Origin of the sequence: Rhodococcus sp. NPDC058639, from assembly GCF_042717545.1 — a bacterium.
In the GTDB taxonomy this organism is placed as follows: Bacteria; Actinomycetota; Actinomycetes; order Mycobacteriales; family Mycobacteriaceae; genus Rhodococcus.
The window spans coordinates 305,833-331,884 of the sequence record NZ_JBHXRF010000005.1 but is presented as its reverse complement, the minus strand read 5'-3'; the positions used below and the strand labels follow the sequence as shown (position 1 = coordinate 331,884).

The 26,052-nt window shown below is 67.3% G+C and carries 22 protein-coding genes and 1 pseudogene; 12 read left to right on the top strand and 11 right to left on the bottom strand.

The window, feature by feature from the left end:
* Positions 1 to 8 precede the first annotated feature (8 nt).
* The 4 genes from ACFWU2_RS12260 (at position 9) to ACFWU2_RS12245 (ending at position 5,322) form a co-directional block, all read left to right on the top strand.
* Positions 9 to 602, top strand: a complete 594-nt coding sequence (locus ACFWU2_RS12260; protein WP_378605967.1) for a TetR/AcrR family transcriptional regulator — start codon at positions 9 to 11, stop codon at positions 600 to 602.
* 371 nt (positions 603 to 973) lie between these two features.
* Positions 974 to 2,746: a penicillin-binding transpeptidase domain-containing protein gene (locus ACFWU2_RS12255; protein ID WP_378606279.1), complete on the top strand. Its 1,773-nt coding sequence runs from the start codon at positions 974 to 976 to the stop codon at positions 2,744 to 2,746.
* Positions 2,747 to 2,861: 115 nt separating this feature from the next.
* Positions 2,862 to 4,511, top strand: a complete 1,650-nt coding sequence (locus tag ACFWU2_RS12250; protein WP_378606276.1) for an NTF2-like N-terminal transpeptidase domain-containing protein — start codon at positions 2,862 to 2,864, stop codon at positions 4,509 to 4,511.
* A gap of 73 nt (positions 4,512 to 4,584) precedes the next feature.
* Complete coding sequence (locus ACFWU2_RS12245) at positions 4,585 to 5,322, top strand: sulfite exporter TauE/SafE family protein (protein ID WP_378605964.1); 738 nt, start codon at positions 4,585 to 4,587, stop codon at positions 5,320 to 5,322.
* A 40-nt stretch (positions 5,323 to 5,362) separates the two neighbouring features.
* Here the strand turns inward: ACFWU2_RS12245 and ACFWU2_RS12240 are convergent, their stop codons facing one another.
* The 5 genes from ACFWU2_RS12240 to ACFWU2_RS12220 all read right to left on the bottom strand — a co-directional run bounded on the left by ACFWU2_RS12240 (position 5,363) and on the right by ACFWU2_RS12220 (position 10,717).
* A complete protein-coding gene (locus ACFWU2_RS12240; protein ID WP_378605961.1) occupies positions 5,363 to 6,829 on the bottom strand; it encodes a peptide MFS transporter in 1,467 nt (488 codons plus the stop codon).
* 68 nt (positions 6,830 to 6,897) lie between these two features.
* Positions 6,898 to 7,278, bottom strand: a complete 381-nt coding sequence (locus ACFWU2_RS12235) for a DUF3054 domain-containing protein (protein WP_378605958.1) — start codon at positions 7,276 to 7,278, stop codon at positions 6,898 to 6,900.
* A 90-nt stretch (positions 7,279 to 7,368) separates the two neighbouring features.
* Positions 7,369 to 7,923: a YceI family protein gene (locus ACFWU2_RS12230; RefSeq protein ID WP_378605955.1), complete on the bottom strand. Its 555-nt coding sequence runs from the start codon at positions 7,921 to 7,923 to the stop codon at positions 7,369 to 7,371.
* Between the two features lie 92 nt (positions 7,924 to 8,015).
* Entirely contained in the window at positions 8,016 to 9,149 is a 1,134-nt protein-coding gene (locus tag ACFWU2_RS12225; protein ID WP_378605952.1) for a YbhN family protein, read from the bottom strand.
* A gap of 71 nt (positions 9,150 to 9,220) precedes the next feature.
* Complete coding sequence (locus tag ACFWU2_RS12220) at positions 9,221 to 10,717, bottom strand: adenylate/guanylate cyclase domain-containing protein (RefSeq protein ID WP_378606273.1); 1,497 nt, start codon at positions 10,715 to 10,717, stop codon at positions 9,221 to 9,223.
* 228 nt (positions 10,718 to 10,945) lie between these two features.
* Between ACFWU2_RS12220 and ACFWU2_RS12215 the strand changes: the two genes are divergently transcribed.
* A complete protein-coding gene (locus tag ACFWU2_RS12215; RefSeq protein ID WP_378605949.1) occupies positions 10,946 to 11,593 on the top strand; it encodes a DUF1707 domain-containing protein in 648 nt (215 codons plus the stop codon).
* 29 nt (positions 11,594 to 11,622) lie between these two features.
* Here ACFWU2_RS12215 and ACFWU2_RS12210 read toward each other — a convergent pair whose 3' ends face one another.
* From ACFWU2_RS12210 to trmB, 3 genes are read right to left on the bottom strand one after another with little or no spacing between them, the layout of a single operon-like run.
* Positions 11,623 to 15,048 (bottom strand): MMPL family transporter, encoded by a 3,426-nt coding sequence (locus ACFWU2_RS12210; protein ID WP_378605946.1) that lies wholly within the window; start codon positions 15,046 to 15,048, stop codon positions 11,623 to 11,625.
* An 8-nt stretch (positions 15,049 to 15,056) separates the two neighbouring features.
* Complete coding sequence (locus ACFWU2_RS12205) at positions 15,057 to 15,764, bottom strand: NYN domain-containing protein (protein WP_378605943.1); 708 nt, start codon at positions 15,762 to 15,764, stop codon at positions 15,057 to 15,059.
* Positions 15,761 to 16,507, bottom strand: a complete 747-nt coding sequence (gene trmB / locus ACFWU2_RS12200; protein ID WP_378605940.1) for a tRNA (guanosine(46)-N7)-methyltransferase TrmB — start codon at positions 16,505 to 16,507, stop codon at positions 15,761 to 15,763. The genes ACFWU2_RS12205 and trmB overlap by 4 nt, the downstream gene beginning before the upstream one ends.
* Positions 16,508 to 16,756: 249 nt before the next feature.
* Here trmB and ACFWU2_RS12195 point away from each other — a divergent pair, with 249 nt between their 5' ends.
* The 4 genes from ACFWU2_RS12195 (at position 16,757) to ACFWU2_RS12180 (ending at position 21,245) form a co-directional block, all read left to right on the top strand.
* Positions 16,757 to 17,347, top strand: coding sequence for a hypothetical protein (locus tag ACFWU2_RS12195; RefSeq protein ID WP_378605937.1), 591 nt, complete (start codon positions 16,757 to 16,759; stop codon positions 17,345 to 17,347).
* A complete protein-coding gene (locus ACFWU2_RS12190; RefSeq protein WP_378605934.1) occupies positions 17,344 to 18,792 on the top strand; it encodes a hypothetical protein in 1,449 nt (482 codons plus the stop codon). Before ACFWU2_RS12195 ends, ACFWU2_RS12190 begins: the two co-directional genes overlap by 4 nt.
* The gene (locus tag ACFWU2_RS12185) at positions 18,773 to 19,135 is read left to right on the top strand and encodes a DUF6802 family protein (RefSeq protein ID WP_378605931.1); all 363 of its coding nucleotides are present in this window, start codon (positions 18,773 to 18,775) and stop codon (positions 19,133 to 19,135) included. Before ACFWU2_RS12190 ends, ACFWU2_RS12185 begins: the two co-directional genes overlap by 20 nt.
* 277 nt (positions 19,136 to 19,412) lie before the next feature.
* Positions 19,413 to 21,245, top strand: coding sequence for a phosphoenolpyruvate carboxykinase (GTP) (locus tag ACFWU2_RS12180; RefSeq protein WP_378605928.1), 1,833 nt, complete (start codon positions 19,413 to 19,415; stop codon positions 21,243 to 21,245).
* Between the two features lie 92 nt (positions 21,246 to 21,337).
* Here the strand turns inward: ACFWU2_RS12180 and ACFWU2_RS12175 are convergent.
* Positions 21,338 to 21,611, bottom strand: a pseudogene (locus ACFWU2_RS12175) (VOC family protein).
* 266 nt (positions 21,612 to 21,877) lie between these two features.
* Here ACFWU2_RS12175 and cysK point away from each other — a divergent pair.
* On the top strand, positions 21,878 to 22,810 hold the full coding sequence (cysK, locus tag ACFWU2_RS12170) for a cysteine synthase A (RefSeq protein ID WP_378605925.1): 933 nt from the start codon (positions 21,878 to 21,880) through the stop codon (positions 22,808 to 22,810).
* 4 nt (positions 22,811 to 22,814) lie between these two features.
* Complete coding sequence (epsC, locus tag ACFWU2_RS12165) at positions 22,815 to 23,396, top strand: serine O-acetyltransferase EpsC (protein WP_378605922.1); 582 nt, start codon at positions 22,815 to 22,817, stop codon at positions 23,394 to 23,396.
* 105 nt (positions 23,397 to 23,501) lie between these two features.
* On the opposite strand, the gene ACFWU2_RS12160 is transcribed toward epsC, so the two are convergent.
* Positions 23,502 to 24,950 (bottom strand): aldehyde dehydrogenase, encoded by a 1,449-nt coding sequence (locus ACFWU2_RS12160; protein WP_378605919.1) that lies wholly within the window; start codon positions 24,948 to 24,950, stop codon positions 23,502 to 23,504.
* Between the two features lie 244 nt (positions 24,951 to 25,194).
* Between ACFWU2_RS12160 and ACFWU2_RS12155 the strand changes: the two genes are divergently transcribed.
* On the top strand, positions 25,195 to 25,596 hold the full coding sequence (locus ACFWU2_RS12155; RefSeq protein WP_378605916.1) for a hypothetical protein: 402 nt from the start codon (positions 25,195 to 25,197) through the stop codon (positions 25,594 to 25,596).
* Between the two features lie 5 nt (positions 25,597 to 25,601).
* On the opposite strand, the gene ACFWU2_RS12150 is transcribed toward ACFWU2_RS12155, so the two are convergent.
* Entirely contained in the window at positions 25,602 to 26,030 is a 429-nt protein-coding gene (locus ACFWU2_RS12150; protein WP_378605913.1) for a CBS domain-containing protein, read from the bottom strand.
* Between the last annotated feature and the right edge of the window lie 22 nt (positions 26,031 to 26,052).

Sequence of the window (26,052 nt, the reverse complement as noted above, 5' to 3'; positions counted from 1 at the left end):
ATGAACGCATGGCATCACGTCGGAGGATCGGACCCCCGGACGCGGAGAAGCGCGGGTTGCTGCTCGACGCGGCAGAGCAACTCATGGTGGAAGAGGGCTACGCCGCGGTGAGTTCACGTCGCGTCGCCGACAAAGCCGGCCTCAAGCCCCAAATTTTCTTCTACTATTTCCGCACGATGGACGAGTTGTTCCTAGCCGTGTTCCGGCGACGCGCCGACAAGGGCCTCGAGCAATACGCGGCGGCATTGGAATCTGCGCGACCGTTGTCGGCCTTGTGGACATTCGCTGCCGATTCGGCAGGGACGCGGCTGAATACGGAGTTCCTCATGTTGTCAAATCACCGCACCGAACTGAAAGCGGAGATTGCGCACTACTCCGAGCGGTTTCGCCGCATGCAAACCGAAGCCGTCTCGGGACTTTTGGAGCGTCGCGAAATCGACGTAGAGGAGTTCCCGCCGGTCGTCATATCGGTGCTGCTGACAAGCCTTTCGCGCCTACTCGTCATGGAGAATGCGCTCGGTTTCTCCTCGGGCCACCCCGAAACGGTCGAGTTCATCGAGCGTTACTTTCGCAAGCTGGAGGGTGAGCCGGAAGGGGTCTGACCGGAACGCTGGGTGTTCCCGGCGACGACTCGATCGACACACCGGTCAGGTGCGGGAGCAGAACCCGCAGGCGGTGGGCGCGCCCCCGAAGGACGGGACCAGCAGTGGCACCCGTGGCAAACCTCCTGAATAGAGGAACAAGCGGGCGCGCAGCCGATGCGCTCAGGCAGCGAGCAGTTCCCGGCGCGCGACGGCGGTCAGTTCGATGCCGAGCGCATCCGCGCGGTCGACACGAGCACCTTCTGCCAGACGCAGATCGGCGAAGCGGCCGTCGCCGTCGCTGCCACTTGCCGGAGAGGATGAAGAACTCGTCGAGCGTCCCGACGCTCCCGGCGGCGTGTGCTGCCCGGCACATCGTCGAGAATCCGGGCATGATCGATGCCGTGCGTAATCGACGGCAGTGGGTTTTTGCAGGCGTGGCACCGGTCCTCGTGCTCGTGACGGCGGGATGCGGATTGTTGGGGCCCGACCAGCCGGAGACGGTGGCCGCGGAGTTCGCATCGGCGCTCGACGCGGGCGATGTGCAGGCAGCGGCCGCGCTCACCACCGACCCCCAGGCCGCGGCCGCCGCGATCACCGGCTTGTTCGACGGCCTCGGCACCAGCGATCCGGTGGTCGGCGTCGTGGGCACGGGTGACGGCAACACCTTCGACCTCGATGTCTCGTGGAATTTCGGGGAGGGACGCGACTGGGCATATCGGACGACGGGATCGGCTGTGGAGGACTCCGACTCGTGGCGGGTGCGCTGGGACCCGGCTGTGCTCTCCCCCGAACTCGTGGACGGGGCAGCAGTGCGTCTGGTGACCACCGCGGGTGCGCCGCCGACGATCTACGACCGGGCGGGCGGCACTCTGTTCAGCGAGCAGGTCGTCACGCTCGTGAATCTCGACGCGAACGCCGATCCGGCGGCGGTCGCACCGCTGCTCACGCCCGTTGCCCCGACGATCACTGCCGAGTCTCTCGCCGCCGATCGTGCGAAAGCGCCCGGACAGTCGCTGACCGCGATCTCGCTGCGCGAGGACGACCTGGCGCCGATCGAACAGCAGCTGACCGCCCTGCCCGGCGTTACGCTCGTTCCGCAATCGAGATTGCTGGTCGCAGACCGGGCGCTGGCCTCGCCGGTGTGGTCCGGACTGGTGGAGTTGTGGGAACAGGGGCAGGCCGAATCCGCGGGGTGGGTGATCCAGCGGGTCCGGCCGGACGGGACCGCGCAGCAGGTGGCCGGCGAGACAGGGCCCGAGGCGCCCGACCTGTCCACCACGATCGATCCGCAATTGCAGATCGGGGCGGAAGCTGCGCTCGCATCCCTCGACACTCCCGCGGTGATCGTTGGCATCGAGCCCTCGACGGGCGCCGTGCGCACAATCGCGCAGAACGCGGCCGCCGACAGCGAAGGTCCGCTCGCGCTCACCGGTCTGTATCCGCCGGGCTCCACCTTCAAAGTCGTTACCACGTCGGCCGCGCTTCAGGCCGGGCTTGCGGACCCGGACACGGTCCTGCCCTGTCCCGGAGTGGCGACGATCGAGGACCGCACGATCCCGAACGACGAGAGCTTCGATCTGGGGGCGGTGCCACTGCACACAGCGTTCGCGTTCTCGTGCAACACCACGATGGGACAGCTCGCCGTGAACCTGCCTCCGACCGCGCTGACGGATGCGGCTCGTCAGTTCGGGCTCGGCGCCGACTATGTCACGCCCGGACTTGTGACCGTCACCGGATCGGTACCGGAAACGGACACTCCCGCAGCCCGCGTCGAATCGGCAATAGGACAGGGACAGGTCACCGCGACACCCTTCGGCATGGCCCTCGTCGCCGCGGCCGTGGCGAACGGGAGCGCTCCGCTGCCGGTACTCGTCGAGGGGCGTGCGACGACCGTGGACGAGGAATTCGCTCCGGCGCCCGCCGAGGTGACCGCTGCGTTGCGAACGATGATGCGCGAGACGATAACCGGCGGTACAGCGAGTATGTTGCGAGACATCCCCGATCTGACGGGGAAGACCGGGACCGCGGAGTACGGTGAAAACGACGGGGCGCACGGATGGTTCATCGGATCACGCGATAATCTGGCCTTCGCAGTGTTCGTGGCAGGGGCGAACGGTTCGGCTCCCGCAGTCGAAGCCGCCGGCAGGTGGTTGAGGGGGTAGACCGGACGTGTGGCGTAATTGTGATTCGTTCGTAGGCACGCCGTGCTTGTTCCTCCTGTGGCCGAAGTGAAGGTTGGTTGTCATGGGATTTCGTGAGTGGCGACGCAGAGGGCGGATGCGCGTGCTCGCCCTCACAGCGGTCGCCGTTCTGGTTGTCGCGGTGGCGGTCACTGCCTTCGTGGTCACCGGCTCACGGACCGACGCGCGTGGCCTGGTCGACGATTTCGTCGCCGCTCTCGACGCCCGCGATCCTGCCGCGGCGGCCTCGCTCACGTCGTACCCGAGCGCAGCAGAAAGCACCATCGGGCAGATGTTCGACGGCCTGTCCGACGGCACGGTCGACTACGAGGTCTCGCAGTTCGTCGAACTGAACAGTGAGTCCGGGTATTTCACGCTTTCCGCCGCATGGAATTTCGGCGAGGGCATGGACTGGGGCTACCAGGTCGACGGTGCGGTCAGGAAACTGGGCGTGGGCTGGCGAGTGTCGTGGGACCCGGACATCATCGTGCCCGACCTCGGCGGCGGACGAACCGTTCACCACGTCCGTACCGACGCCGCGCCGCCGAAGATCTTCGACCGCACGGGCCGCCTCCTCATGGAGGAACAGACGATCAACGCCGTCGTGCTCGATCCCGCCGCCATGCCCGACCCCGGCGCGACCACCGCCCGGTTGGCCGAGGTACTCGCACCTGTCGCGCCGGTCATCACCGCGCAACTGATGCAGGACCGGCTCGCGAGCGACCCCGGCAACCGGATCACCGCCGTCAAACTGCGCGACCAGGACTATCAGTTCCTCGGAAGCGACATCGAGTCGATCCCCGGTGTCGAGGTGATCCAGACTCCGACGCTGATCAGCGCCGACCGAAGGATCTCCACGCCGTTGCTCGATACGTTGCGCTCGGCGTGGCAACTCGAGCGCGACCGCACCGCGGGATGGGCGGTCACCCTCGAAGATCCCGAGGAAGGTCCGATCCAGGTTGCGGGCTTCCAGGGGCCGCCACCCCCGGACCTCAACGCCACGGTGGACTCGAAGGTACAGCTCGCCGCAAAGGAAGCGGTGGTCACCGCGGGAACGCCCACCGCGCTCGTCGCGATCCAGCCGTCCACGGGCGGCGTCCTCGCGGCCGACGTGAACAACTGGGCGATGGAACTCGGTCCGGTCGCGACCCACGGCATGTACCCGGCCGGAGGCACGCTCGACCCGGTCCGGTTGGCCGCCGGACTCGACAAGGGCATCGACCGCGCCGATGTGAGCTCGGAAGATCTCGCGGAGACGGCCCGCCGACTCGGACTCGGCCTCGACGTCAGCGTGCCCGGCTTCGATTTCGAGACCGGCCAGATCGGTAATACGCGATCCGGAGTGGTGCAGTTCGCCGGATCCGACAACGACGACGCGCTGATCAGCCCCCTCGGGGCAGCTGTTCTGGCTGCATCCGTTGCGCGCGGCGAGGCTGTGGCGCCGTCGATCGTGCAGGGCCAGCCCGCGACGATCAACGACCCGGTCGACGCATTGCCCCCGCACGTCGTCGATGCGCTGCGCGGCATGATGGCCGACAACGTGCAGAAGGGACCGGCGTCCTTCCTGCGCAAGTACGCGGGCCTGTCGGGAGTCGCCGCCGCGAGCGGGGACGACCGGTGGTTCTACGGTTACAGCGGCGATATCGCCTTCGCGGTATTCGTCGCCGACGCCGACGGGGGAGACCGCGCGATCAAGGTCGCAGACACGTTCCTCAGCAAACTCGCGCAGCCGGACGACGCTTTCTGACCTCGCCCGGCGACCGTCCCAGCGGAATGCCCGTCCGGGCGACCGGGCGCGGCAGGCGGTAGGTTCAGCGATCGTGACGGTCCTGGAACTGCTGCTGCTCGTGGTGGCGGGTTTCTTCGCAGGGGTGGTCGGATTCGTCACGGGGCTCGCATCACTGGTGTCGTATCCGGCACTGCTCGCCGTCGGTCTGCCCCCGGTCGCGGCGAACGTGACGAACACGGTCGCGATGGTCGGCGTCGGCGTCGGAGCGCTCACCAACTCCGCCCGCGAAGTCGTCGATACCGGGCCGCGGGTGTGGAGGTGGACGGCATACGCGGCGGTGGGCGGCGCGATCGGTGCGGGGGTGCTGCTCGCCGCACCGGCCGGTTCGTTCGAGGCCGTCGTCCCGTATCTGGTGGCGCTCGCCTCGCTCGCATTGCTGCTTCAGCCCCGTATCCGCGCGTTGGCGCACGGCCGCGACCTGCCGCGTGCGTACGCGGCTGCGTTGTTCGTCGTTGCCGTATACGGCGGCTACTTCGGTGCGGGCGCCGGCGTCATGATCCTGGCCGTGACTTTGATCTGCACGTCCGAGAGCATATGGCGGGCCAGCATTCTCAAGAGCTATCTGCTCGGTACCGCGAACCTCGTCGCCGCGATCGGATTCGCCGTGTTCGGGCCGGTGCACTGGCCGGCGGCCCTCGCGATGGCTCTCGGCGCGTTCGTCGGCGGCTGGTGCGGACCGCCGCTCGTCGCGCGGATCCCGCCGACCGCGCTTCGCGTGGGTGTCGCCACGGCCGGATTCGGTCTCGCCGCGTGGCTCGCGCTCACGTGAGTCGCGTCCGTGGCGACGCGGCGAGACCTCTGGGCAGCACTCAGTTCACGCCGTGCATCAGCTTCTTGATCCAGGGCGAACCCACGGCGAGGGCAACGCCGACCGCGATCGAGGCGCCGCCGATCCACAGGTAGTAGGGCACTTCGTTGGTCTCGTCGTAGAAACCCGCCAGCGTGCCGGCCATGGCGCTGCCGAGGGCGACCGACAGGTAGAACAACGCGACCATCTGTGTATGGAAGCTCTTCGGGGCGAGTTTCGTGGTCAGCGACAGGCCGACCGGCGAGAGCAGCAACTCGGCGAAGGTGAAGAGCAGCAGGATGCCGACCAGACCGAGCAGCGGTGCACTGTTGGCACCGCCACCCGCCATCGGGATGAAGCACAGGAACGCGATGCCCATGATGATCGTGCCGGCAGCGAACTTGATCGGCGACGACGGCTGACGCGGCCCGAGCTTGGTCCACACAGCCGCGAAGACACCGGCGAACGCGATGATGAACACCGGGTTGATGGACTGGACCCACGAGGGCGGGAACTCCCACCCGAACAGGTCGCGGTTCAGGCGGGTATCGGCATACACCGCGACCATCGTGAACTGCTGTTGGAACAGCGACCAGAACACGGCGCTCGCCACGAACATCGGGATGAAGGACAGCACCCGGCTGCGTTCGACCGAGGTGATGTTCTTGCTCGAGAGGATGACCACGAAGTAGGTGATCGCCGCGATGACCGTCAGGGTGACGACGATGTCGGAGAGACTGTTCGCGGAGATGATGCGGGTGGAGGCGAGGATCCCGACCAGAACGAGCGCGGCCAGGGCGATTCCGCCGACACGCATCCGGCTTTCCGTCGGCAACGGGTTCGGCGGAACCTTGCCGATATCACCGAGGTGCTTGCGGTAGAGCGTGTACTGCAGCAGGCCGAGGAACATGCCGATCGCGGCGAGTCCGAATCCCCAGTGGAACCCGTATCGGACCTGCAGGAACCCGGTGAGCAGCGGACCGACGAGGGCGCCGATGTTGATGCCCATGTAGAAGATGGAGAATCCGGCGTCGCGGCGCTGGTCCTTCTCGTCGTAGAGGTCACCGACGATCGAAGTTGCGGTCGCTTTGAGCCCGCCGCTGCCCACGGCCACGAGGACGAGGCCCACGCCGACACCGACGAAGCCCGGCAGCAGCGCGAGCGCGATGTGGCCGAACATGATCAGGATCGCGCTGTAGAACAGTGTCCGCTCGGAGCCGAGGAGACGGTCGGCGATCCATCCCCCGAGGATCGTCGACAGATAGACCGTGCCGCCGTACGCGCCGACGATCGAGGTTGCGGCGGCATTGCTGATCCCCAGACCACCCTCGGCAACCGAGTAGTACAGGTAGTAGATGAGGATGCCCTGCATGCCGTAGAAGGAGAATCGCTCCCACATCTCGACGCCGAACAGGTTCGCCAACGCCAGTGGCTGGCCGAAAAACCTCGTATCGGATCGCGACTCCGGCACTGAAGCGGTGTCAGTCATATATCCACTGTTTCACCGTGGGACGCCCTCGAGCCAATCGATCTCGAAAAAATACACAGTGGTTGTTCTCACCCCACCCGCGTATCGGAGCGTCGGACCACACGGGCGAGAAGTCGCCAGCCGATCAGAGTCACGCCGAGGAAACCGGTGGCGACGAGAATGAATGCGGTGGCGGTTCCCTGCCCGGTCGCCGCGCGAAGCAGCATGCCGCCGACAAGCGTGCTCACCCAGATGAGCAGGCCGGTGGGTGCTGCGGCGAACGCGTCGAACTTGTCGCGGTAGAGCCACACGACGAGGAACCAGCCGACGGTCAGACCGCCGAGGAACGGCCACGCGGTGCGTGCCAGACCGACGAGATCGAGGACTTCTTCGTGGCTGGATCGGCCGAGGGCTGCGAACACGAGGATCAGAACCACGTCGGCAACCAGCGCGGGGGCGTACTTTTTCACGGCTTCAGGGTAGCGCCGTGGGAAATGTGTCCGAGCGCACCGACGGGCGTCCCTCTGTGCGGAGGGACGCCCGTGGCGATGTCGGGAGGATCAGGCCTGCAGGCCGGCCTCGATCTCGAGGTGGAGAGTGATCTTGTCACCGACGACGGCGCCGCCGCCCTCGAGCGGCATGTCGATGGAGATGCCGAAGTCCTTGCGGTTGATCACGGTCGTGGCGTCGAACCCGGCGACCGGGCCGTTGCCCATTCCGGCGTTGACGCCGTTGTACTCGAGGCGCAGCTCGACCGGCTTGGTGACGCCGCGGAGCGTGAAGTCGCCGTCGACGATGTAGTCGTCGCCGTCCGCGCGGATACCGGTGGAGACGAAGGTTGCGACCGGGAACTGCTCGGCGTCGAAGAAGTCGGCCGATCGGATGTGGGCGTCGCGATCGGCGTTCTTCGTGCTGATCGACGCGACGTCGATGTCGGCGCGAACCGATGCGGTGCCGTCCTCGGCGACGGTGATCGCGCCGGAGAAGCTCTCGAAGCTTCCGCGAACCTTGCTCACCATGAGGTGACGGACGGTGAAGCCGACGTTGGAGTGGACCGGATCGAGGGCCCAGATCCCTGTGGTGAGGCCGGGGAAGGTGGTGGTGGCGGTCGTCATCGTGATGTCTCCTCGTAGATTATTGAAACTTCAACTTGATGCGACAACGATGGCACGACTTTGTTGCGCGCGCAACTACTGGGTGGCGCAGATCACAGAAGATCGGTGTTGTCCGCGGTGTCCGCAGGCTTGCGCCGCCGCGCGACGGCGCTGCGATCCTGCTCCTCACGTTCGGCCGCAGGGTCGATGTCCTCGCCCGCGTTGCCCCCGCGGTACATCGCCGCGATCGTGCCCCAGCCGGTGAGTGCGACGAAACCGAAACTCACCGCGCGGTACACGAACACCGCGGCCAGCGACTGGGGAGCGGTCAGACCCGCCGCAGTGAGCGTTGCGATGAGTGTTCCGTCGACGAATCCCAACCCGCCGGGCGCCAAGGGCACGCTGCCCACCGCCTTGGCAGCGGCGAATGCGATGCACAGACCCGCGAGGGACGGTGAGCCTCCCACCGCCCAGCACGCGAGACCGAGGCATGCGACGTCGAAGACCCGGTGCACGGCCGACCACGCGATCGCCGCGACTGCGTCGCGTCGCGCGAGTTCGACAGCCTCGAGTTGGGCGAGCACCCGATCGAACATGCCGAAGCCGGTATCCACGGGCTTTCCGGACATCCTGTTGACACGGGCGAGCACCCAGGTGCCGGCTGACTCGATCGACGACGGGTTACGGGCGACGTACCGCAGCCCGTAGAACATGGCGATGAGGCCGGCCAGCGACAGGACGAGCGTCACCGGACTGATCCGCGTGCCCACCGCGAACGCCCCCGCGACCCCGACGGAGGCCAGCGTGGCCGCCGCGATGACACCGGATACTGCGAGCTGCCAGGACGCCACGACGGGGGTCGCGCCCCACTTGCGGGTCTGCCTGTAGGTGAACGCGGTCGAGAACACCGGGCCTGCCGGCAGCGTGACCGCCATGGCGGTACTGCCGTAGATCACCGATGCCGAGCGGAAGTGACCCACTCGTACACCGCCGGCGTGCAACAGCCGCTGCTGGACGCCCGCGAAACCGCTCAGGGAGATCATCTGAGCAGCGACACATGCCGCGAACCAGCCCCAGTGGATGCCGGTGAGCGCCTTCCAGGAATCGCTCATCGTGGGCCACAGGTAGATGGCTTCGACGGTGAGCAACGCGATCAGAGCCGCCGCGACCAGCCACTTGATCCACAGGAAACGGCCCCGGCGCGGTGTGGCGTCGGGGCCAGAGAGGTCGTCCTGCGGCTGCGCCACGCCATTCACCGTAACCGACGCAGGTATGTAGGTGGCGCAATTAGCGTCCGCCCGTGACGTACCTCCCTGTGCTAACCCACCCGATCCGCGGAGTCGTCACCCGCACGGGGCCCGCTCGGATAATGGACGGGCGAGGCGAGCTGCGTGACCCTGCGCCGCCCGCGAAGCTGCACCTCGTCGCCGAGTTCCCAGTGCCCACGCTCTTCGTCGTCGGCGAAATAGAGTGCGCTCGACGACGCGAGAACGCGGCTCGGGCGGAGCTTGGCCAGTTCCGTCAGGCGCGACGCCTCGTTGACCGGGTCGCCGATGACGGTGTATTCGAAGCGTTCGGCCGCGCCGATGTTTCCTGCCACCGCGAGTCCGGCCGACACACCGATACCGACGTCGAGACCGGTGATGTCGTCGAGCGCGAAGCGCAGTTCGCGTGCTGCGCCGAGCGCAGCGGTGGGTGCATCGGGCCGGTCGAGCGGCGCCCCGAAGATCACCAGGGCAGCGTCGCCCATGAACTTGTTGACGAAGCCGTGGTGCCGATCGACGACCTCCACCACGACCCGGAAGAACTCGTTGAGGAGATCGACGACCTCGTTGGGGGGACGCTCGGCTGCGGTGGCGGTCGACCCCACCATGTCCACGAACAGCACGGCCACGTAGCGGGTCTCACCGCCGAGTTCGGTGCCGTACTGCAGCGCCCGCCGGGCCACGTCTTCGCCGACGTGCTGACCGAACAACTCGCGGAGCCGGCGGCGCTCGTCGGCCTCCGCCATCATCCGGTTGAAGCCCACTTGCAGGCGTCCGATCTCGCTGCCGTCGAACACCTCCACCTGCACGGCCGACGCACCGCGCTGCACGCGTTCGATCGCCCAGCGCAACTGCTTGATCGGGTCGGAGATCTGCGCCGACGTCAGCAACGACAGCACGAGGGCCAGCAGGATGGACGTCACCGCGAGCGCGAGCACCGCGTAGGCGAGCGCGTCGGACGAGAACGCGGAGTCGGTGGTGATCTGGGTGACGCAGAGCAGGACGATGCCCGCGACGGGCATCAAGGTGCCCAGACCCCACGTCATTGCGAGACGCGTGCCGACGCCCGGAGCCATGGTGCGATCGAAGTTGCCCTCGCTCAATGCACGGGCCGCGACGGGGCGCAGAATCCGCTCGCCGAGCATGTAGGTGAATCCGAACGTGCTCGTCGCGGCCATCGCCACGGTGATCGCGACCGCCACTGCGAGGGAGGGCGTCTCCCCGGCGGTGAGGAACACGAACAGGACGCCGCCGAGCAACCACAAACCGAGGTGCACGATCGCCTGACGCAACGGCGCGTGCAGTGCCGCCATCTGCTCGGCCCGGGTCGGGGGGCCGCCGCGGAGTTGCCAGCGCACCACCGAACGAAGCATCAGCGCCGCCGCGGTGAGACTCACGATGCCGGCGAAGACGAGGTACACCGCGAACACGGTGAAGTTCTGAACCCGGTCGACGGTGTCGAAGTCGTCGTCCGCGAACGGAACGCCGTACCGGACGAACGCGAACACCAGCATGGCGCCGAACAGGTTGGAGGCGCCCATCGAGGCCATATAGAGCGGCCAGCGACTACGCAGTGTCGCGGCGACGGCTCGATAGGACCTCAGCACGACTTCAGATCAAACCACTGTATGGACGGTCACAGCGCGTCGTGGTCACCTTCGACGCCACCGGGAGGTGAGAAGTCGCTCGGCGCGGCAGCACTTGCCGTTCCGCGATCCGGCAGGAGACCGCGCGCTTCCGGTCGGGACGAAGAGTGTCACAGATCCTATTCTGTACGTATGGACCCGAAGGATCTACGCGTTTCGGACGCTGAACGCGAACATGTGGGCGAGCTTCTCCAGCGAGCCGTCGGACAGGGAATGCTCTCGCTCGGCGAGTTCACCGAACGGATGGACACCGTCCTGGCAGCGAAAACGCGTGGTGACCTCAATCAGGTCCTCGTGGACCTGCCCGGCATCCAGATACGGCCCGAGTACCTCCCGCAGACCGCACCGGCGTTCCTGCCCCAGCCGCAGGCGAGCGCCGCTCCCGCGTACCCGGCGACCGGGCCGGGAGGTCCGCTCGTGCTCAAGGGACGGCTGTCGTCCCTGACCCGCAAGGGCCGATGGGAGGTCGCGCCTGTCCTACGGCTCGATACGTTCGCGTCCTCGGTCAACCTGGACTTCACCGAGGCGGTGATGCAGACGCAGGTCGTACGAATCGAGGTGAACGACTCGTTCAGTTCGATCTCGATCCTGCTGCCCGCCGAAGCCACCGCCGACATCAACGGTGTCGAGACCGTCGCGTCGAGCGCCACCACGAAAGTGCGCGGCGGCGCGCCGTTCGGCCCGTTACACGTCGTTGTGGTCGGGAAGATCTTCTGCGGCAACCTCAACGTCACGCACCCGTTCGCCATGCGGCTGCGCAAGTTCATCAACGGCGCGTAAAACCCGCCCGCGCCGCCGTTCCGTCCGGCTCAGGGCTGCTGCCGGCGTGCGATCAGTTCACTCACACTGATCGACCCGCCGGTGTCGCTGCCGTGCCGCCGACGGTGCGGATCGTTCGGATCGTCCGCGTGATCGGGCTCCGAATCGGTGGGCGCCTCGGGCGACCGTTCCGTGGCACCGTTCCGCGGCACCGGCCGCTGAGGTGGCTGCTGCGAATACTGGCCGGGTTGCGGGCGCTGCTGCGGGTTCGGCGGCTGCTGCGGGTACTGCCCCGCATGGGGACGTGGCCCGGCCTGTGGGTGTTGTCCCGCCGGTGGGCGCGGTCCCGACTGCGGGAATTGCCCCGCCGGTGGGCGGGGACCCGGCTCCGGCCGCGGACCGGCTTGCGGGCGCGGTCCCGACTGCGGGAACTGCCCTGCCGGTGGGCGGGGACCCGGCTCCGGCCGCGGACCGGCTTGCGGGCGCGGTCCGGTTTCCGGCGCGCGTTGCGCGTGCTGTCCCGACCCGGGAGCAGCTCGGCGCAGCTGCGACAGCCAGCTCTCGATCGCCTGCGGATCGCGTGCCCGCCCGGCACCCGTCGACGTCTCTCCGTCCTGCTGCGTTCCCTCGGCACCGCCGTTCATCGGCGGGTTGCCACCCGGATCCGGGTTCGTGGCGGACGGCCGCACGAAGTTCTGCGGCAGCGGCGGGGGAACGTCGCCCCGTCGGCGTCGGGGGAGCGGTGGCATGGCCGCCGTGGGCGGCTGGGACTCTGCCGTGGGCCGGCCCTGCGGCGGCTGTGCCTGCGCCGGATCGACGGGAGGCGTTTCTGCGCCCCGTCGCTGCGGCATCGGCGGAAGCTGATCCGGAACCTGGCCCTGCGGTGCCCGGGGGCGCCGAGGGGGCAGCGGCGGACCCTGACGTTCGTCGCCCGCACCGGCCGGACCCTGCGGCCGACGCTGCGGCGGCAGTTGCTGCGGGGAGCCGTGGCCCGGAGCCGACGGATCGCCTGCGCGCGGCATCGGGCGTCCGTCGACAGCCCGGTGACGCGGGTCGCCGGCCCGCTGCTGATCCGGACGTGGCCGCTGAGCCGGGGGACGAGGCACCGGACGCCCGGGGCCCTGGCGACGCGGTTGCGGCGTGAGATCGCGGAACTTGCGCTGCTCGGACGCCGGTCGCGGCGCCGCGATCTTGGGCAGCGGCTGTGTGAGGTCGGTTGCGTCGCCGAACATACCTGCCGGGAAACGATGTGAACCGGTGGCCGAGACGGTCGCGGGACCGAACATGCCGACGGTGATGAGTTCAGGCACGTCCTCGGGCATCAGTTCGTCGGCGAGAATCGGTTCGGCAAGGCCGGCCTTCTCCTGGATCCGCTTCATCCACGCAGGTGCCCACCAGCAGTCGTCGCCGAGCAACTTCATCACTGCCGGTACGAGGAACATACGGATGACCGTCGCGTCGATGACGAGAGCGGCGATCATGCCGTAGGCGATGTACTTCATCATCACCAGTTCCGAGAACGCGAACGCACCGGTGACGACGATCAGGATCAGCGCGGCGGCGGTGATGATGCGGCCGGTGTGCGACGTGCCCACGCGGATGGATTCGGTGGTGCTCGCGCCCTGTGCCCGGGCTTCGACCATCCGGGAGAGCAAGAAGACTTCGTAGTCGGTCGACAGCCCGTACACGATCGCGATGATCAGCACGAGCACCGGAGACATGATCGGTCCCGGCGTGAAGTTGAGTAGATCAGCGCCGTTGCCGTTGATGAAGATCCAGGTGAGGATGCCGAGTGTCGAGCCGAGACCCAACGCGCTCATGAGAACGGCCTTGATCGGCAACACCAGCGATCCGAAGGCCAGGAACATGAGAACGATCGTCAGCGACACCACGACCAGCACCATCAGTGGCAGCGTGTCGAGGAGGGCGGCGATCGAATCCTGCTCGATGGCCGGCGTACCGCCGACGAGCACTTCGACGCCCTCGGGCCACTCCGCGGAATGCAGGTAGTCGATGGTCGGAGCGGTCTCGTTGCGGTCCGTGAGACCGGCCTTCAAGACGCGCACGCCGTCCTTGGCCGGGCCCGTGATCGTGAAGTCCTCGACGAGACCCGGAGCGGCGTTCGCCGTCTCCATGATCTTGTTCAGGTCGCCGCCCTGGGCGCCCTGGATCACCAGTCGCACGGGTTCGGCACGCTGTCCCGGGAACAACTCGTCGAACTGTTCCTGCGCGACGCGGGTCGGATGGTCGGGCGGCAGGTAGGTCTCGTTGATGCCGCCGAACTTGATGCCGGTGAGCGGAGTGATGAGCAGCAACAGGCCGATGACCGTCGGGATGGTCACCTTCATCGGATTGAGCATCACCCAGCGGGTGAGCCGTCCGATGTAGCTGTTCTCGACCTGTTCGTTCGACTGGATCTGGCCGAACTTCTTCATGCCGAACTTGTCGATGCGCTTGCCGAGGATGCCGAGAATGGCGGGCAGCACCGTCACCGACAGCAAGGCGGCGAGAGAAATCGCAGCGATCGCGCCGTAGGAGACGGATTTGAGGAAGCCCTGCGGGAAGAGGAGCAGACCGCCGAGGCTCGTGACCACCATCGTCGCGGAGAAGATGACGGTGCGCCCGGCCGTCATGACGGTGCGCCGGACGGCCGCGGGGGTGTCGTAGCCCTCGGCCAGTTCTTCTCGGAAACGCGACACCATGAACAGGCCGTAGTCGATCGCCAGACCGAGTCCGATCAGCGAGACGACGGGTGCGACGAACGAGTTGACCTCGGTGAAATTGGTGATCAGACGCACGACGCCGTTTGCGGCCACGATCGTCAGGCCACCGGTGATCAGCGGCAACGCTGCCGCGATGACGCCACCGAAGACGAAGAACAGGAGGATGCCGACGGCCGGGATCGCCAGGATCTCCATGCGCTTGATGTCGTTGGCCATCGTGTCGTTGAGCGCGCCGGAGATGGGCTGCAGACCGGCGAGTTGGACGTCGACACCGTCGATGTAGAACTTGTCCTTGACGTCGCGGAAGTTCCCGGTCAGTTCCGTGTCGTTCGCACCGGCGATAGCGACCGACGCGAGGGCGTGCTGACGTGACTCGTCGGCCAGGCTCGGCAGCGACGGCGCGGTCTCGGTGGGCCAATACGCGCCGTTGATCTTGAGAATGTGTTCGGGATTCTCGGAAACCAGAGCGTTGAGGCTGTCGGTGACCTTCGCGGCGAACTCCGGGTCGTCGACGGTCTTGCCCTCGGGCGCCGTGTACAGAACCAGCACGTCACCGTTGGTGTCGCGGCCGAACGTGCCGTCTGCCAGCTTCGCCGCGGCGACAGATTGCGAGCCCGGATCATCCCAGCCGCTCTGGCTGAGATGGTCGTTCAGACTCAGTCCGTACCCGGCGAGCCCGAGCAGCGCCGCCACCATCACCGCAATCACGGTGAAGCGCGCGCGATAGACGAGCTCTCCCCAACGGTCGAACACTAGATCTCCTATTCGGCGACGCTCTTGCGCCCCACGAGGAGGGCGGACAGCGGTCGGAACGGCTGCAGCCAGGCTCCTTCGTCGGGCAGCGATTCCAGGCTGACGCGGGGCAGCGGTTCACGGAACACCCCGGGGATGTCCTCGAGATCGACGAAGTCGAGGATCTCGGACGTGACCGCCCAGCTGGCGTGCTCGCGGAAACCCAGCACCTGCACCGCGATGCCCGCAGCTGCGAGCTCTTCGAGAGGTTCGCGGAACGCCTGCCCGTCTGCCGACGCCACCATGACGCCGGCGAGGCCGTCACGCCGGCGCAACTCGATGTGCTCGAGCATATCGGAGTCGACGTCGCTGTCTTCGTCGATCTTGGGCTTGGCGAACACCGCGAAGCCCACGTTGCGCAGGGCTTCGACCCACGGGCGCACCACGTCGGCGCTGCCCGGCGCGATGTTGGTGAACACCGTCGCCTCGGGTTCGAGCGGCGCTCCGACGCGTCGCGACAGGTCGGCGGTGCGGCCGAGAAGCCAGCGGCCGAGGGCGTCGAAACGGGGGCGGTACGCCGCGGTGGGCCGGCCTCCGAGAATGGCGCCGAGACCCATGTCGAGGTTGGGAGCGTCCCACACGAGAAGGACGCGACCGGGCTGGTCGCTGCTGCCGACAGGACCGCTCTCGATTGCGGTGGGGTCGGTCATACCGGACAGCTCTTCGTGGACACTCATGCTCCGATCTTCCCCCAGACCATTTCGGAGATGCTGCTGCCCACCTGCTGCGCCTTGCCCTCGAACTTCGTCACGGGCCGATCGTGGCTGATCGGAGACTCCCATGACAGGGGGGTCAGCAGCGGTTCGGCGTCTCCGGCTTCCCGGATCGCTTCGGCGTACTCGGCGTGGTCGGTTGCCACGTGCAATACACCGCCGGGCTTCAGCCGATCGGCGATCAGGGCGAAGGTCGGTGCCTGCAGCAGGCGGCGCTTGTGGTGCCGGGCCTTGGGCCAGGGGTCCGGGAAGAACACCCGCACGCCGGTCAGCGACTCGGGCGCGAGCATCTTCTCGAGTACCTCGACAGCGTCGCCCCGGAGGATGCGGAGGTTCGTGACGGGGGTGTCGGTGTCCAGGGTGCGCTCGATGCGTTGCAGAGTCTGCGCGAGGCCCGGCCTGTAGACCTCGACGGCGATCAGATTCACGTCGGGCTCGGCCCGGGCCATCGAGACGGCCGCGGTTCCTGTTCCCGATCCGATCTCGAGCACCACGGGCGCTGAACGGCCGAACCACGCGTCGAGGTCGAGCTGGTCGTCGCCCACATCCCGGCCGAGCTGGGGCCAGAGGCGGTCCCACGTCTGCTGCTGGGGCTCGGTCAACGCTCCCCGTCGGGACCGGAAGCTCGTCACCCTCGGGTAGAGGCGATTCCCGCGGGTGGGCTGCTCGTCGAGCAGCTCGGTCGTGTCTTGATCGGCGTCGTTCACCCGACCATTGTCACGTATCCGGCGAGTGGGTGGCAGGAGTGACTGAAGGGACCACAGTGTTTTCTCAGGCTTGTACCGGGATTTTTAGCGTCCGAGCCGCTTTTTCCCGGGATTTTGCACAGTTTTCCGGCCTCCGGTCGCTTTTCTTCCCATCGAGGTTCCCTCACATTCTCAGAATTGCGTCGAGTGTTACCCCTGCACGACAGGGTGTGTTCTGACACAATCCGCGCCGACGATCGGGGGATGTCGATGACGGGGGACCTGTGGCACCGGCTCGCAGGAGACGTGGAGCGCCTCGACAGCGTCGCCGGCCGCGCTCTGCACGGCGTGGTGCGCGACCGCGCCGCACCGCTGCGGATCCAGGTTGCCGGACGAGTCGGCACCGGATTCCGGTCCGTCCGGGACGCCGTCCGGACCTCGGTCGCTGCCGACAGCACCGTCGAGGTCGAGGGTGTGGCCGTCGACGTGCCCGACACAGCCGATCCCGTGTTCGACGGTGACGTCGTCGTCTACGTCCTGCCGGTACGGCTCGATCCCGCGTCCGTGCATCCCGCCGACCGGTCCGCCCTGTCTCACGTCGACGCTCGACGCGCCGTCGTAGTGGTCGTCGGCGGCACGGACGAACATGTCGATCCGATCGCCGCGACTCTCGGCCTCGGCGCGTTCGCCGTCGGTGATCCCGCGCTCACCGACGCGGTTGCAGCACGACTGGCCGCGGCCTCCCACCTCCGCGACGAGCATCTCGTGCGCGTGGTCGCGGGAATCGCTGCCACACCCGCCGCCCGCGACCTGATCGAGGCGACACTCGACGCGGCGAACCTCTCGCGCCGGGTCTCATGACGACCGGTGCCGACGATGTGGTGCGCCGCTGGAACCCCCAGGGCTGGGCGCGGCTCCACGAGCCCTCGCCGCGCGTCGTGCGCGTCGTCGGTGTCGAGGGGTCGGGAGTCGGAGCACTGTGCGACGAACTCGGCCGGGTCTGCGATGTGGACGTGGTCCGCGACGGGCCGGCGTCGGTGGTGCTGGTGGTGCTCGACCCGTCGGCGGTGATCGGGCGCACCGAACTGGAGATGATCGCCGACGCTGCCGCCACCGCCACCGAGGTGGTGTGCGCCCTGACCGGTACGGACCGGTATCCGGGGTGGCGCCAGGTGCGCGACCGCGATGTGGCCCTGTTGCACCGGCACGCGACGTACCTCCCTCGCGTCACCGTCCTCCCGGTATCGGCGGAGATGTCGCGCCGCGCGCGGGAGGTGGGCGGCGACGCGGGTTCGGTGCTGTTGCTGGAAGCCGGAATCGTCGAGCTACGCGATGTGCTCGCCGCCGCGGTCGACTCCGCGAGCGACCCTCGACGTGCGCGCGGAGCTGTCGTGACGCAGACCCGCCGCATGATCTTCGACGAGATGGACGCGCTGCGTGCCGGTGACGACACAGCAGGTCTCCGCGCCGAGCGGCAACGACTTGCGCTGACGCCCACGCCCACGGTCCCACCGGCGGATCTCCAGCGCGTGCGGGTCGAACTACTCCAGGACGTCGCGAAGGAGATCCGGAGAGTGGCCGCGTCGATCCGTGATGTCCTCGACGACACCGGACGGCCCGCCGACGACGTCGCCGGTGCACTGGACGCGCACCTCGAGGAAGTGCGCGCCCGCCTCGCCGCCGCTCTCGCCTCGCGGACCGGCGCGGACCTGCGCGACAGCGACGGGGTACCGCCCGAGTGGACACGTTCACCGCTGCCGGAGCCCGCGCGCACCTTCGAGGAACGGCTGACACTGGTGGTCGGCGCCTCGGCCGGTGCGGGCCTCGGGCGGCTGCTCGTCACACCGTTCGGTGAGGTTCCCGGCGTGGCGGTGGTGGCCGTTGCGCTCGGCGGTGCGGTGCCGGCGGGGTGGTGGCTCGTTCACGCCCGGCGCCGGATCGCGCACCGCGAACGCGTGCGGCGCTGGGCGGGTGAAGAGCTGGCGACCGCACGTGCCGACCTCGAGGCATGGGTGCGCGCGTGCACTTACGAGGTGGAGTCACGTGCCCTGTCGGCCGCCCGGAGCGCACACGACGCAGGGACGACCCTGCGCCGGGAACGCGTGTCCGCACTCGACGACGAGATACGACGGCTCACCGGCGAACGGCGCGCGCGGATTGCGGCGTGCGAAAGAGACCTCGCGGCGCTCGGGCAGCCGAGGGAACCGGGAGAGCGTGCGGTGCGTCGAACCGATCGGACGGCGAATCGGCCGGGAGCGACCGTGCGGGGGATGGGGGGATCGGATGATGGAAACGTTTCCGGGTGACGACGGCCCGGGTCGGCCGATGCCGGAGGTGTTCGACCCGGTGGCAGCGTCCGTCTGGGCGGACGGCACTGAGCCCGCCGCGGATCTGGACGGGGATGGAATCTTCGACACCGTGATCTTCGGCAGCGAGGTGTTCGACAGTGGCCTGTCCGAAGGTGGAGCGCTGGTCGTCGCCACCGATACCGACCTCGACGGGCACACCGACAGGCTGACCGCTGTGGAGGACGACGGCGACTACGGCGTGTGGGAGTTACACCGCGAGCTCGACGGAACAACACGCTGGACACTCGTCGACCAAGGTAATCTGGAGGGCGATGTAGATCACGGAAAAGGTGGCGAGTGAGCTGTGCCGTCTGTACGAGGGGGGGTGGATGAAGGTATTCTGCGCGCTCTCTGAATCGTTCATGTGACATTTCCGACCGGCCCCGAGTGTTACCGGTAGGACATCCCCAGTTAGCCTCTACGAATAGGACTTCCGGCGCCCGCTTCGCCGTCCGGCCACGGATGAAGCTGGTGGTACCCCTGCCGAGAGGGGAAAAGCCCGGGTCTGCCACTGTCCCTGCGTCATCGGCGCAGGTCGGGGGAGGGATCCGGTTCCGGGCACACCCCAGGAGAGTTTGATGACCTCAGCGACCATTCCCGGTTTGAACGGTACCGACGACAAGCTCCCGACCCAGCATGCCGAGCTGCTTGCCTGGGTCCAGGAGGTTGCCGAGCTCACCCAGCCCGATCGCGTCGTGTGGGCCGACGGATCCGACGAGGAATGGGACCGGCTGACCGCTCAACTGGTCGAGGCGGGAACGTTCATCCGTCTCAACGACGAGAAGAAGCCGAACTCGTTCCTCGCGAACTCCGACCCGTCGGATGTGGCGCGTGTCGAGTCCCGCACCTACATCTGCACCGAGGACGAGATCGGCGCCGGCCCCACGAACAACTGGATGGCGCCGGACGAGATGCGCGCCCTCATGACGGATCTGTACCGCGGCTGCATGCGCGGACGCACGCTCTTCGTGGTGCCCTTCTGCATGGGTCCGCTCGGTGCCGACGACCCGAAGCTCGGTGTCGAGCTCACGGACTCGGAGTACGTCGTCGTCTCCATGCGGATCATGACCCGCATGGGCACCGCCGCGCTCGAGAAGCTGGGCACCGACCGCCCCTTCGTGAAGGCGCTGCACTCCGTCGGTGCGCCCCTCGAAGCCGGACAGCAGGATGTCGCGTGGCCGTGCAACGACACGAAGTACATCACCCACTTCCCGGAGACCCGCGAGATCTGGAGCTTCGGTTCCGGCTACGGCGGCAACGCGCTCCTCGGTAAGAAGTGCTACTCGCTGCGTATCGCGTCGGCCATGGCCCACGACGAGGGCTGGCTCGCCGAGCACATGCTCATCCTCAAGCTGATCTCCCCCGAGAACAAGCCTTACTACGTGGCCGCGGCCTTCCCGTCGGCATGCGGTAAGACCAACCTCGCGATGATCCAGCCCACCATCCCGGGCTGGCGCGCCGAGACCCTCGGCGACGACATCGCCTGGATGCGCTTCGGCGAGGACGGCCGCCTCTACGCGGTGAACCCCGAGTTCGGTTTCTTCGGTGTCGCACCCGGCACGAGCGCCGACTCCAACCCCAACGCGATGGCCACCATCGAGGCCGGCAACACCATCTACACCAACGTTGCCAAGACCGACGACGGCGACATCTGGTGGGAGGGCATCGGCGGCGAGACCCCGTCGCACCTGACCGACTGGCTCGGCAACGACTGGACGCCCGAGTCCGGCACCAAGGCCGCGCACCCGAACTCGCGGTACTGCACCCCGATGTCGCAGTGCCCGATCCTCGCCCCGGAGTGGGACGACCCGCAGGGTGTGCCGATCTCCGCGATCCTGTTCGGTGGACGTCGCAAGACCACCGTTCCGCTGGTGAGCGAGTCCTTCGACTGGCAGCACGGCACCTTCCTCGGCGCGACCCTGTCGTCGGAGCAGACCGCTGCCGCCGAGGGCAAGGTCGGAACCGTCCGCCGCGACCCGATGGCGATGCTGCCGTTCCTCGGCTACAACGCCGGCGATTACCTGAACCACTGGATCAACCTGGGTAAGAACGCCGACGAGACCAAGCTCCCGAAGATCTTCTACGTCAACTGGTTCCGTCGCGGCGAAGACGGCCGCTTCCTGTGGCCCGGTTTCGGCGAGAACTCGCGCGTCCTGAAGTGGATCGTGGACCGTATCGAGCACAAGGCCGACGCGCAGTCCACGCCGATCGGGTACGTGCCCACCGCCGCCGACCTGAGCCTCGAAGGACTCGACGTCGACGCCGCCGATGTCGACGAGGCACTGAAGGTCGACGTCGAGGAGTGGAAGCAGGAACTGCCGCTCATCGAGGAGTGGTTCGAGTTCCTCGGCGAGAAGGTGCCGTCGGGTATCCGCGACGAGTTCGAGGCACTGAAGCAGCGCCTCGGCTGAGTCGGTTCCCCCGCAGAAGACAGTTCACGCCGGATGCCGCGTGAGGTCGGTTCAACCGATCTCACGCGGCATCCGGCGTTTCTGGCCCTGCATCAGGCGTTCTGCGTGGCCGACCACTCGTCGAGCCGACGCTTGGCTTCGCCGGGAGACACCTCTTCCACCCGTGTCATGATCGCCCAGCGGTGGCCGAAGGGATCGAGGATCGACGCGAAGCGGTCACCGGTGACGAACGTCGACGGTTCCTCGAACACGTGTCGCGCCGAAGGCGTCGCGGTAGTAGTCGATGGCGCGTGCTCCGTCCTCCACGACAAGGAACGGGGTCAGCGAGGTGTAGCCGTCCGGAATCGGTTTCGTTGTCTTTGTCATGGACGCCAGTGTCGACCCGAGCGCCACGCGAGTATTGAACGAATCCGTCATCGGCCGAACCGGACCTGCGCTCGGTCGGGTCTTGCCTTCGAGATCGTCGCCGGACTCCAGGGAGAGTCGGATGACCCCGCCGGGAATAATGCCGACTAGCGGATACGTTCGTACTTCGATGGGACCTCCGCGTCCGCATGCGGCGACGGGATGGTGCAATAGACCACAAGCTAGATCGATACGGCCGCAGCAGTGGCCACGAGGAGGACTCCACTATGGGGATCTACAACAATGTGACCGAGCTGGTCGGCCGCACGCCGATCGTGCGCCTGAACCGGCTGACCGAGGACGCCGGTGCGACCGTCGCCGCGAAGCTGGAGTTCTACAACCCGGCGAACAGCGTCAAGGACCGCATCGGTGTCGCCATCATCGACGCTGCCGAGCAGTCGGGTGAGCTCCAGCCCGGCGGCACGATCGTCGAGGGCACGTCCGGCAACACGGGTATCGCGCTCGCCATGGTGGGCGCTGCGCGCGGCTACAACGTCATCCTGACGATGCCGGAGACGATGTCGACCGAGCGTCGCGTCATGCTCCGCGCCTACGGTGCGCAGATCGTGCTCACCCCGGGTTCCGAGGGCATGAAGGGCGCGGTCGCCAAGGCCGAGGAGATCGTGGCGAACACGGAGAACGCGATCCTCGCGCGCCAGTTCGGCAACCCCGCCAACCCGGCGATCCACGAGCGCACCACCGGTGAAGAGGTCTGGAACGACACCGACGGCGCCGTCGACATCTTCGTCGCGGGCATCGGTACCGGCGGCACCCTCACCGGCGTCGGCCGCACCCTCAAGGCCCGCAAGCCGGGAGTGCAGATCGTCGGCGTCGAGCCCGCCGATTCGCCTATCCTCACCGGTGGCGAGCCCGGACCGCACAAGATCCAGGGCATCGGCGCGAACTTCGTCCCCGACGTTCTCGACCGCGAAATCTACGACGAGATCATCGATGTCAAGTTCAACGACGCGATCGACGTCGCACGCAAGCTCGGCACCGAGGAAGGCATCCTCGGCGGCATCTCGGCAGGCGCCAACGTCTGGGCCGCCCTCGAGATTGCGAAGCGTCCGGAGAACGCAGGCAAGCTGATCGTCGTTGTCGTGCCCGACTTCGGCGAGCGCTACATCTCGACCCCGCTGTTCGAGCACATCCGGGACTGATTCCGTGCTCGGTATTCTCCGCACCGTTCGTGAAGATCTGCAGGCTGCGCGCGGACAGGACCCGGCCGCGCGCAGCAACGCGGAGAACGCAATCGTCTATTCCGGCCTGCACGCGATCTGGTCGCACCGGATCGCCCACAGGATGTGGGCGGTGCCTGTCCTACGTGGCCCCGCTCGGGTTCTCGCGCAGATCACCCGGTTTCTCACCGGCATCGAGATCCACCCGGGGGCGACGATCGGGCGACGCTTCTTCATCGATCACGGGATGGGCGTCGTCATCGGCGAGACGGCGGAGATCGGCGACGACGTCATGCTGTACCACGGCGTGACGCTCGGGGGACGTGCGCTCGTCAAGGAGAAGCGCCACCCCACGCTGGGCAACCGCGTGACGGTCGGAGCCGGGGCGAAGATCCTCGGACCCGTCGTCATCGGGGACGACAGCGCCGTCGGCGCGAATGCCGTCGTCACGCACGACGTGCCGGCCGATTCCGTCGCGACCGGTATTCCGGCGACGGTGCGGTCGCGGCGGCAGCACGAGCCGCTCGTCGATCCGACGACGTTCATCGATCCCGCGATGTATATCTGACTGCTGCTCCGGTTTCCGCCGAAGCGAGAAGGGTGGCACCCGGTCTTCCGGCCGAGTGCCACCCTTCTGCTTTGCGCAGTGCCGCGCGGATCAATCCTGTGCGGATCAGTCCTGGTATCCGGGCGGGTAGAGCACAGACTTGGTCTCGCAGAACGCCTCGAGGCCCTCGGGCCCGTTCTCCCGTCCGATGCCCGAGTTCTTGTACCCACCGAAGGGCGAACCGGGATCGAATGCGTACCAGTTGATTCCGTACGTGCCGGTGCGCACGCGCGATGCGATGTCCAGGCCCTTCTCGACATCGGTGGTGTACACCGACCCTGCCAGCCCGTAGTCGGAGTCGTTGGCGATCTTCACGGCCTCGTCGACGCTGTCGTAAGGCAGCACGCACAGGACGGGACCGAAGATCTCCTCGCGGGCGATCGTCATGGAATTGTCGACGTCGGCGAAGATGGTGGGCTCGACGAAGTATCCCGTGTCGAGTCCGGCGGGGCGGCCGCCGCCGAGAACGAGGCGCGCACCTTCTTCGAGGCCCTTGGCGATGTAGCCCTCGACGCGTTCACGCTGCTTGGCTGAGATCAGCGGGCCGAGTTGTGCGCTGTCGTCGGACGGCGGCCCGACAGGGAAGAACGCTGCGGTGGCGACGATCTTCTCGACGACTTCGTCGTACCGGGATCGCGGCGCCAGGATCCGGGTCTGGCCTACGCATGCCTGTCCAGTGTTCATCAGCCCCGACATCACGAGCATTGCGATGGTGGAGTCGAGATCGGCGTCCTCGAGGATGATGGCCGCGGACTTGCCGCCGAGTTCGAGCGAGCACCGCTTGAGGTTGCGTGCGGCGATCTCGCCGATGTGCTTGCCCACGGCCGTCGAGCCGGTGAAGGTGATCTTGTCGAGGTCGGGGTGCGAGACGAGGTACTCGCCGGTCTCGGCGCCACCGGGGACCACCGACAGGACGCCCTCGGGAAGCCCTGCCTCCGTGAAGATCTCCGCGACGACGTTGACGGCCAGGGGAGATTCGGGTGCGGGCTTGAGGACCACGCTGCAGCCCGCGAGCAGGGCGGGGCCGAGTTTGTTGGCGCACAGGAACAAGGGCACGTTCCATGCGATGACGGCGCCGACGACGCCGACGGGTTCGCGGGTGACACGCGAGCGGCCGAACGAACCGGTCCGCTCGTCGGTCCACTGGAACGTCTCGGCGAGTCCTGCATAGTAATTGAGCGTCGCGAGGGACGGCGTCATCTGCATCATCTGGACCGACGCGGCCGGCTGACCCATTTCGGACGAGACGAGCGACGCGAGGTCGGCGGCGCGTTCTTCCATCAGCTTCGCGGCCTTCGCGATGACCTGGCCGCGTTCGGCCGGGGACATGCGGGGCCACGGCCCGTCGTCGAACGCGCGGCGAGCGGCGGCGACTGCGGCGTCGACGTCCTCGGGCCCTGCGACGGGAACCGATCCGACGCGTTCCTCCGTGGCAGGGGAGAACACCTCGAGCTTCTCGTCGGTCGACGGGTCCACCCATTGGCCGCCGATGAACAACTTGTCGTAGTCGGTCATGTCCGCTTCCTCACCAGTTGCTGTTCGCTCATGTAAAGGCAGGTTCGTGGTTCGGTGCCGACGATCCCGCGGGCCCACCTGTGACCTCGAACACTAGAACAGGTTACAGGTTTTTGGAAAGGGTGCGGGCGGCCGGTGGCGGGAATCGGTTGTGATGACCACACTGGAGAGTGCCTGGGGTCACGCGACGGACGGTCACGGGCCATGACGCTCGGTCACGGGCCAACGGTCAGGAGACAAAGCAATGGCGGAGAACAACCCCTTCGGATTCGATCCGGACGACCTCGACCGTGTGGTCCGTGAGGCCGGTGAGGAGCTACGACAGCTCAAGGACCGGGTGCTCTCGTTCCTCGACGCACCGGAACAGCCACGCTCCCCTCGGAGCGCACCCACCCCCGAGACGACGGGCGACACCGGGGCCGGTGTGTGGGTCGTCTACACCTGCGACGAGGACGGCGTGGTGCGGGTCGACCAGGTCTACCCCGCCGAACTCGACGCACTGCGTGCGCTCAAGGGCAACACCGATCCGACGAGGTCGGTGCGGTTCCTGCCGTACGGGATGAGCGTGAGCGTCCTCGACAGGCCGAACAAAGCCGCATCGGACGACGACACGGAGAATCCGGCTGACGAAGATTCCGGCCTGTAACAGGCTCAACCTCGGTGGATGTACGACTCGAGCTGGTCGCGCTCGGCTTCGAGTTCGTCGAGGCGGCTCTTGACCACGTCACCGATGCTGACGATGCCGACGAGGCGACCGCCCTCGACCACGGGTAGGTGCCGCACCCGCCTCGAGGTCATGGTTTCGGCCAGGCTGTCCACCGTGTCGGTGGGCAGGCAGGTCGTCACGTCGGTGGTCATGAGGTTCCGCGCCTGATCGGCGAGGATGGACGGCCCGCGGTGGTTGAGGCTGCGCACCACGTCGCGCTCGGTGATGATGCCGACCACCGCCCCGTCCTCGACCACGACCATCGCCCCGATGTTGTAGCGGGCGAAATCTCCGAGCAGTTCACAGATCGGCGTCTCGGGTGGGACGGTGCAGACTCCCGAACCCTTGTTCCGCAAAATCTCAGCAATCCGCATCCCGGTACCGCCGATCGATCCG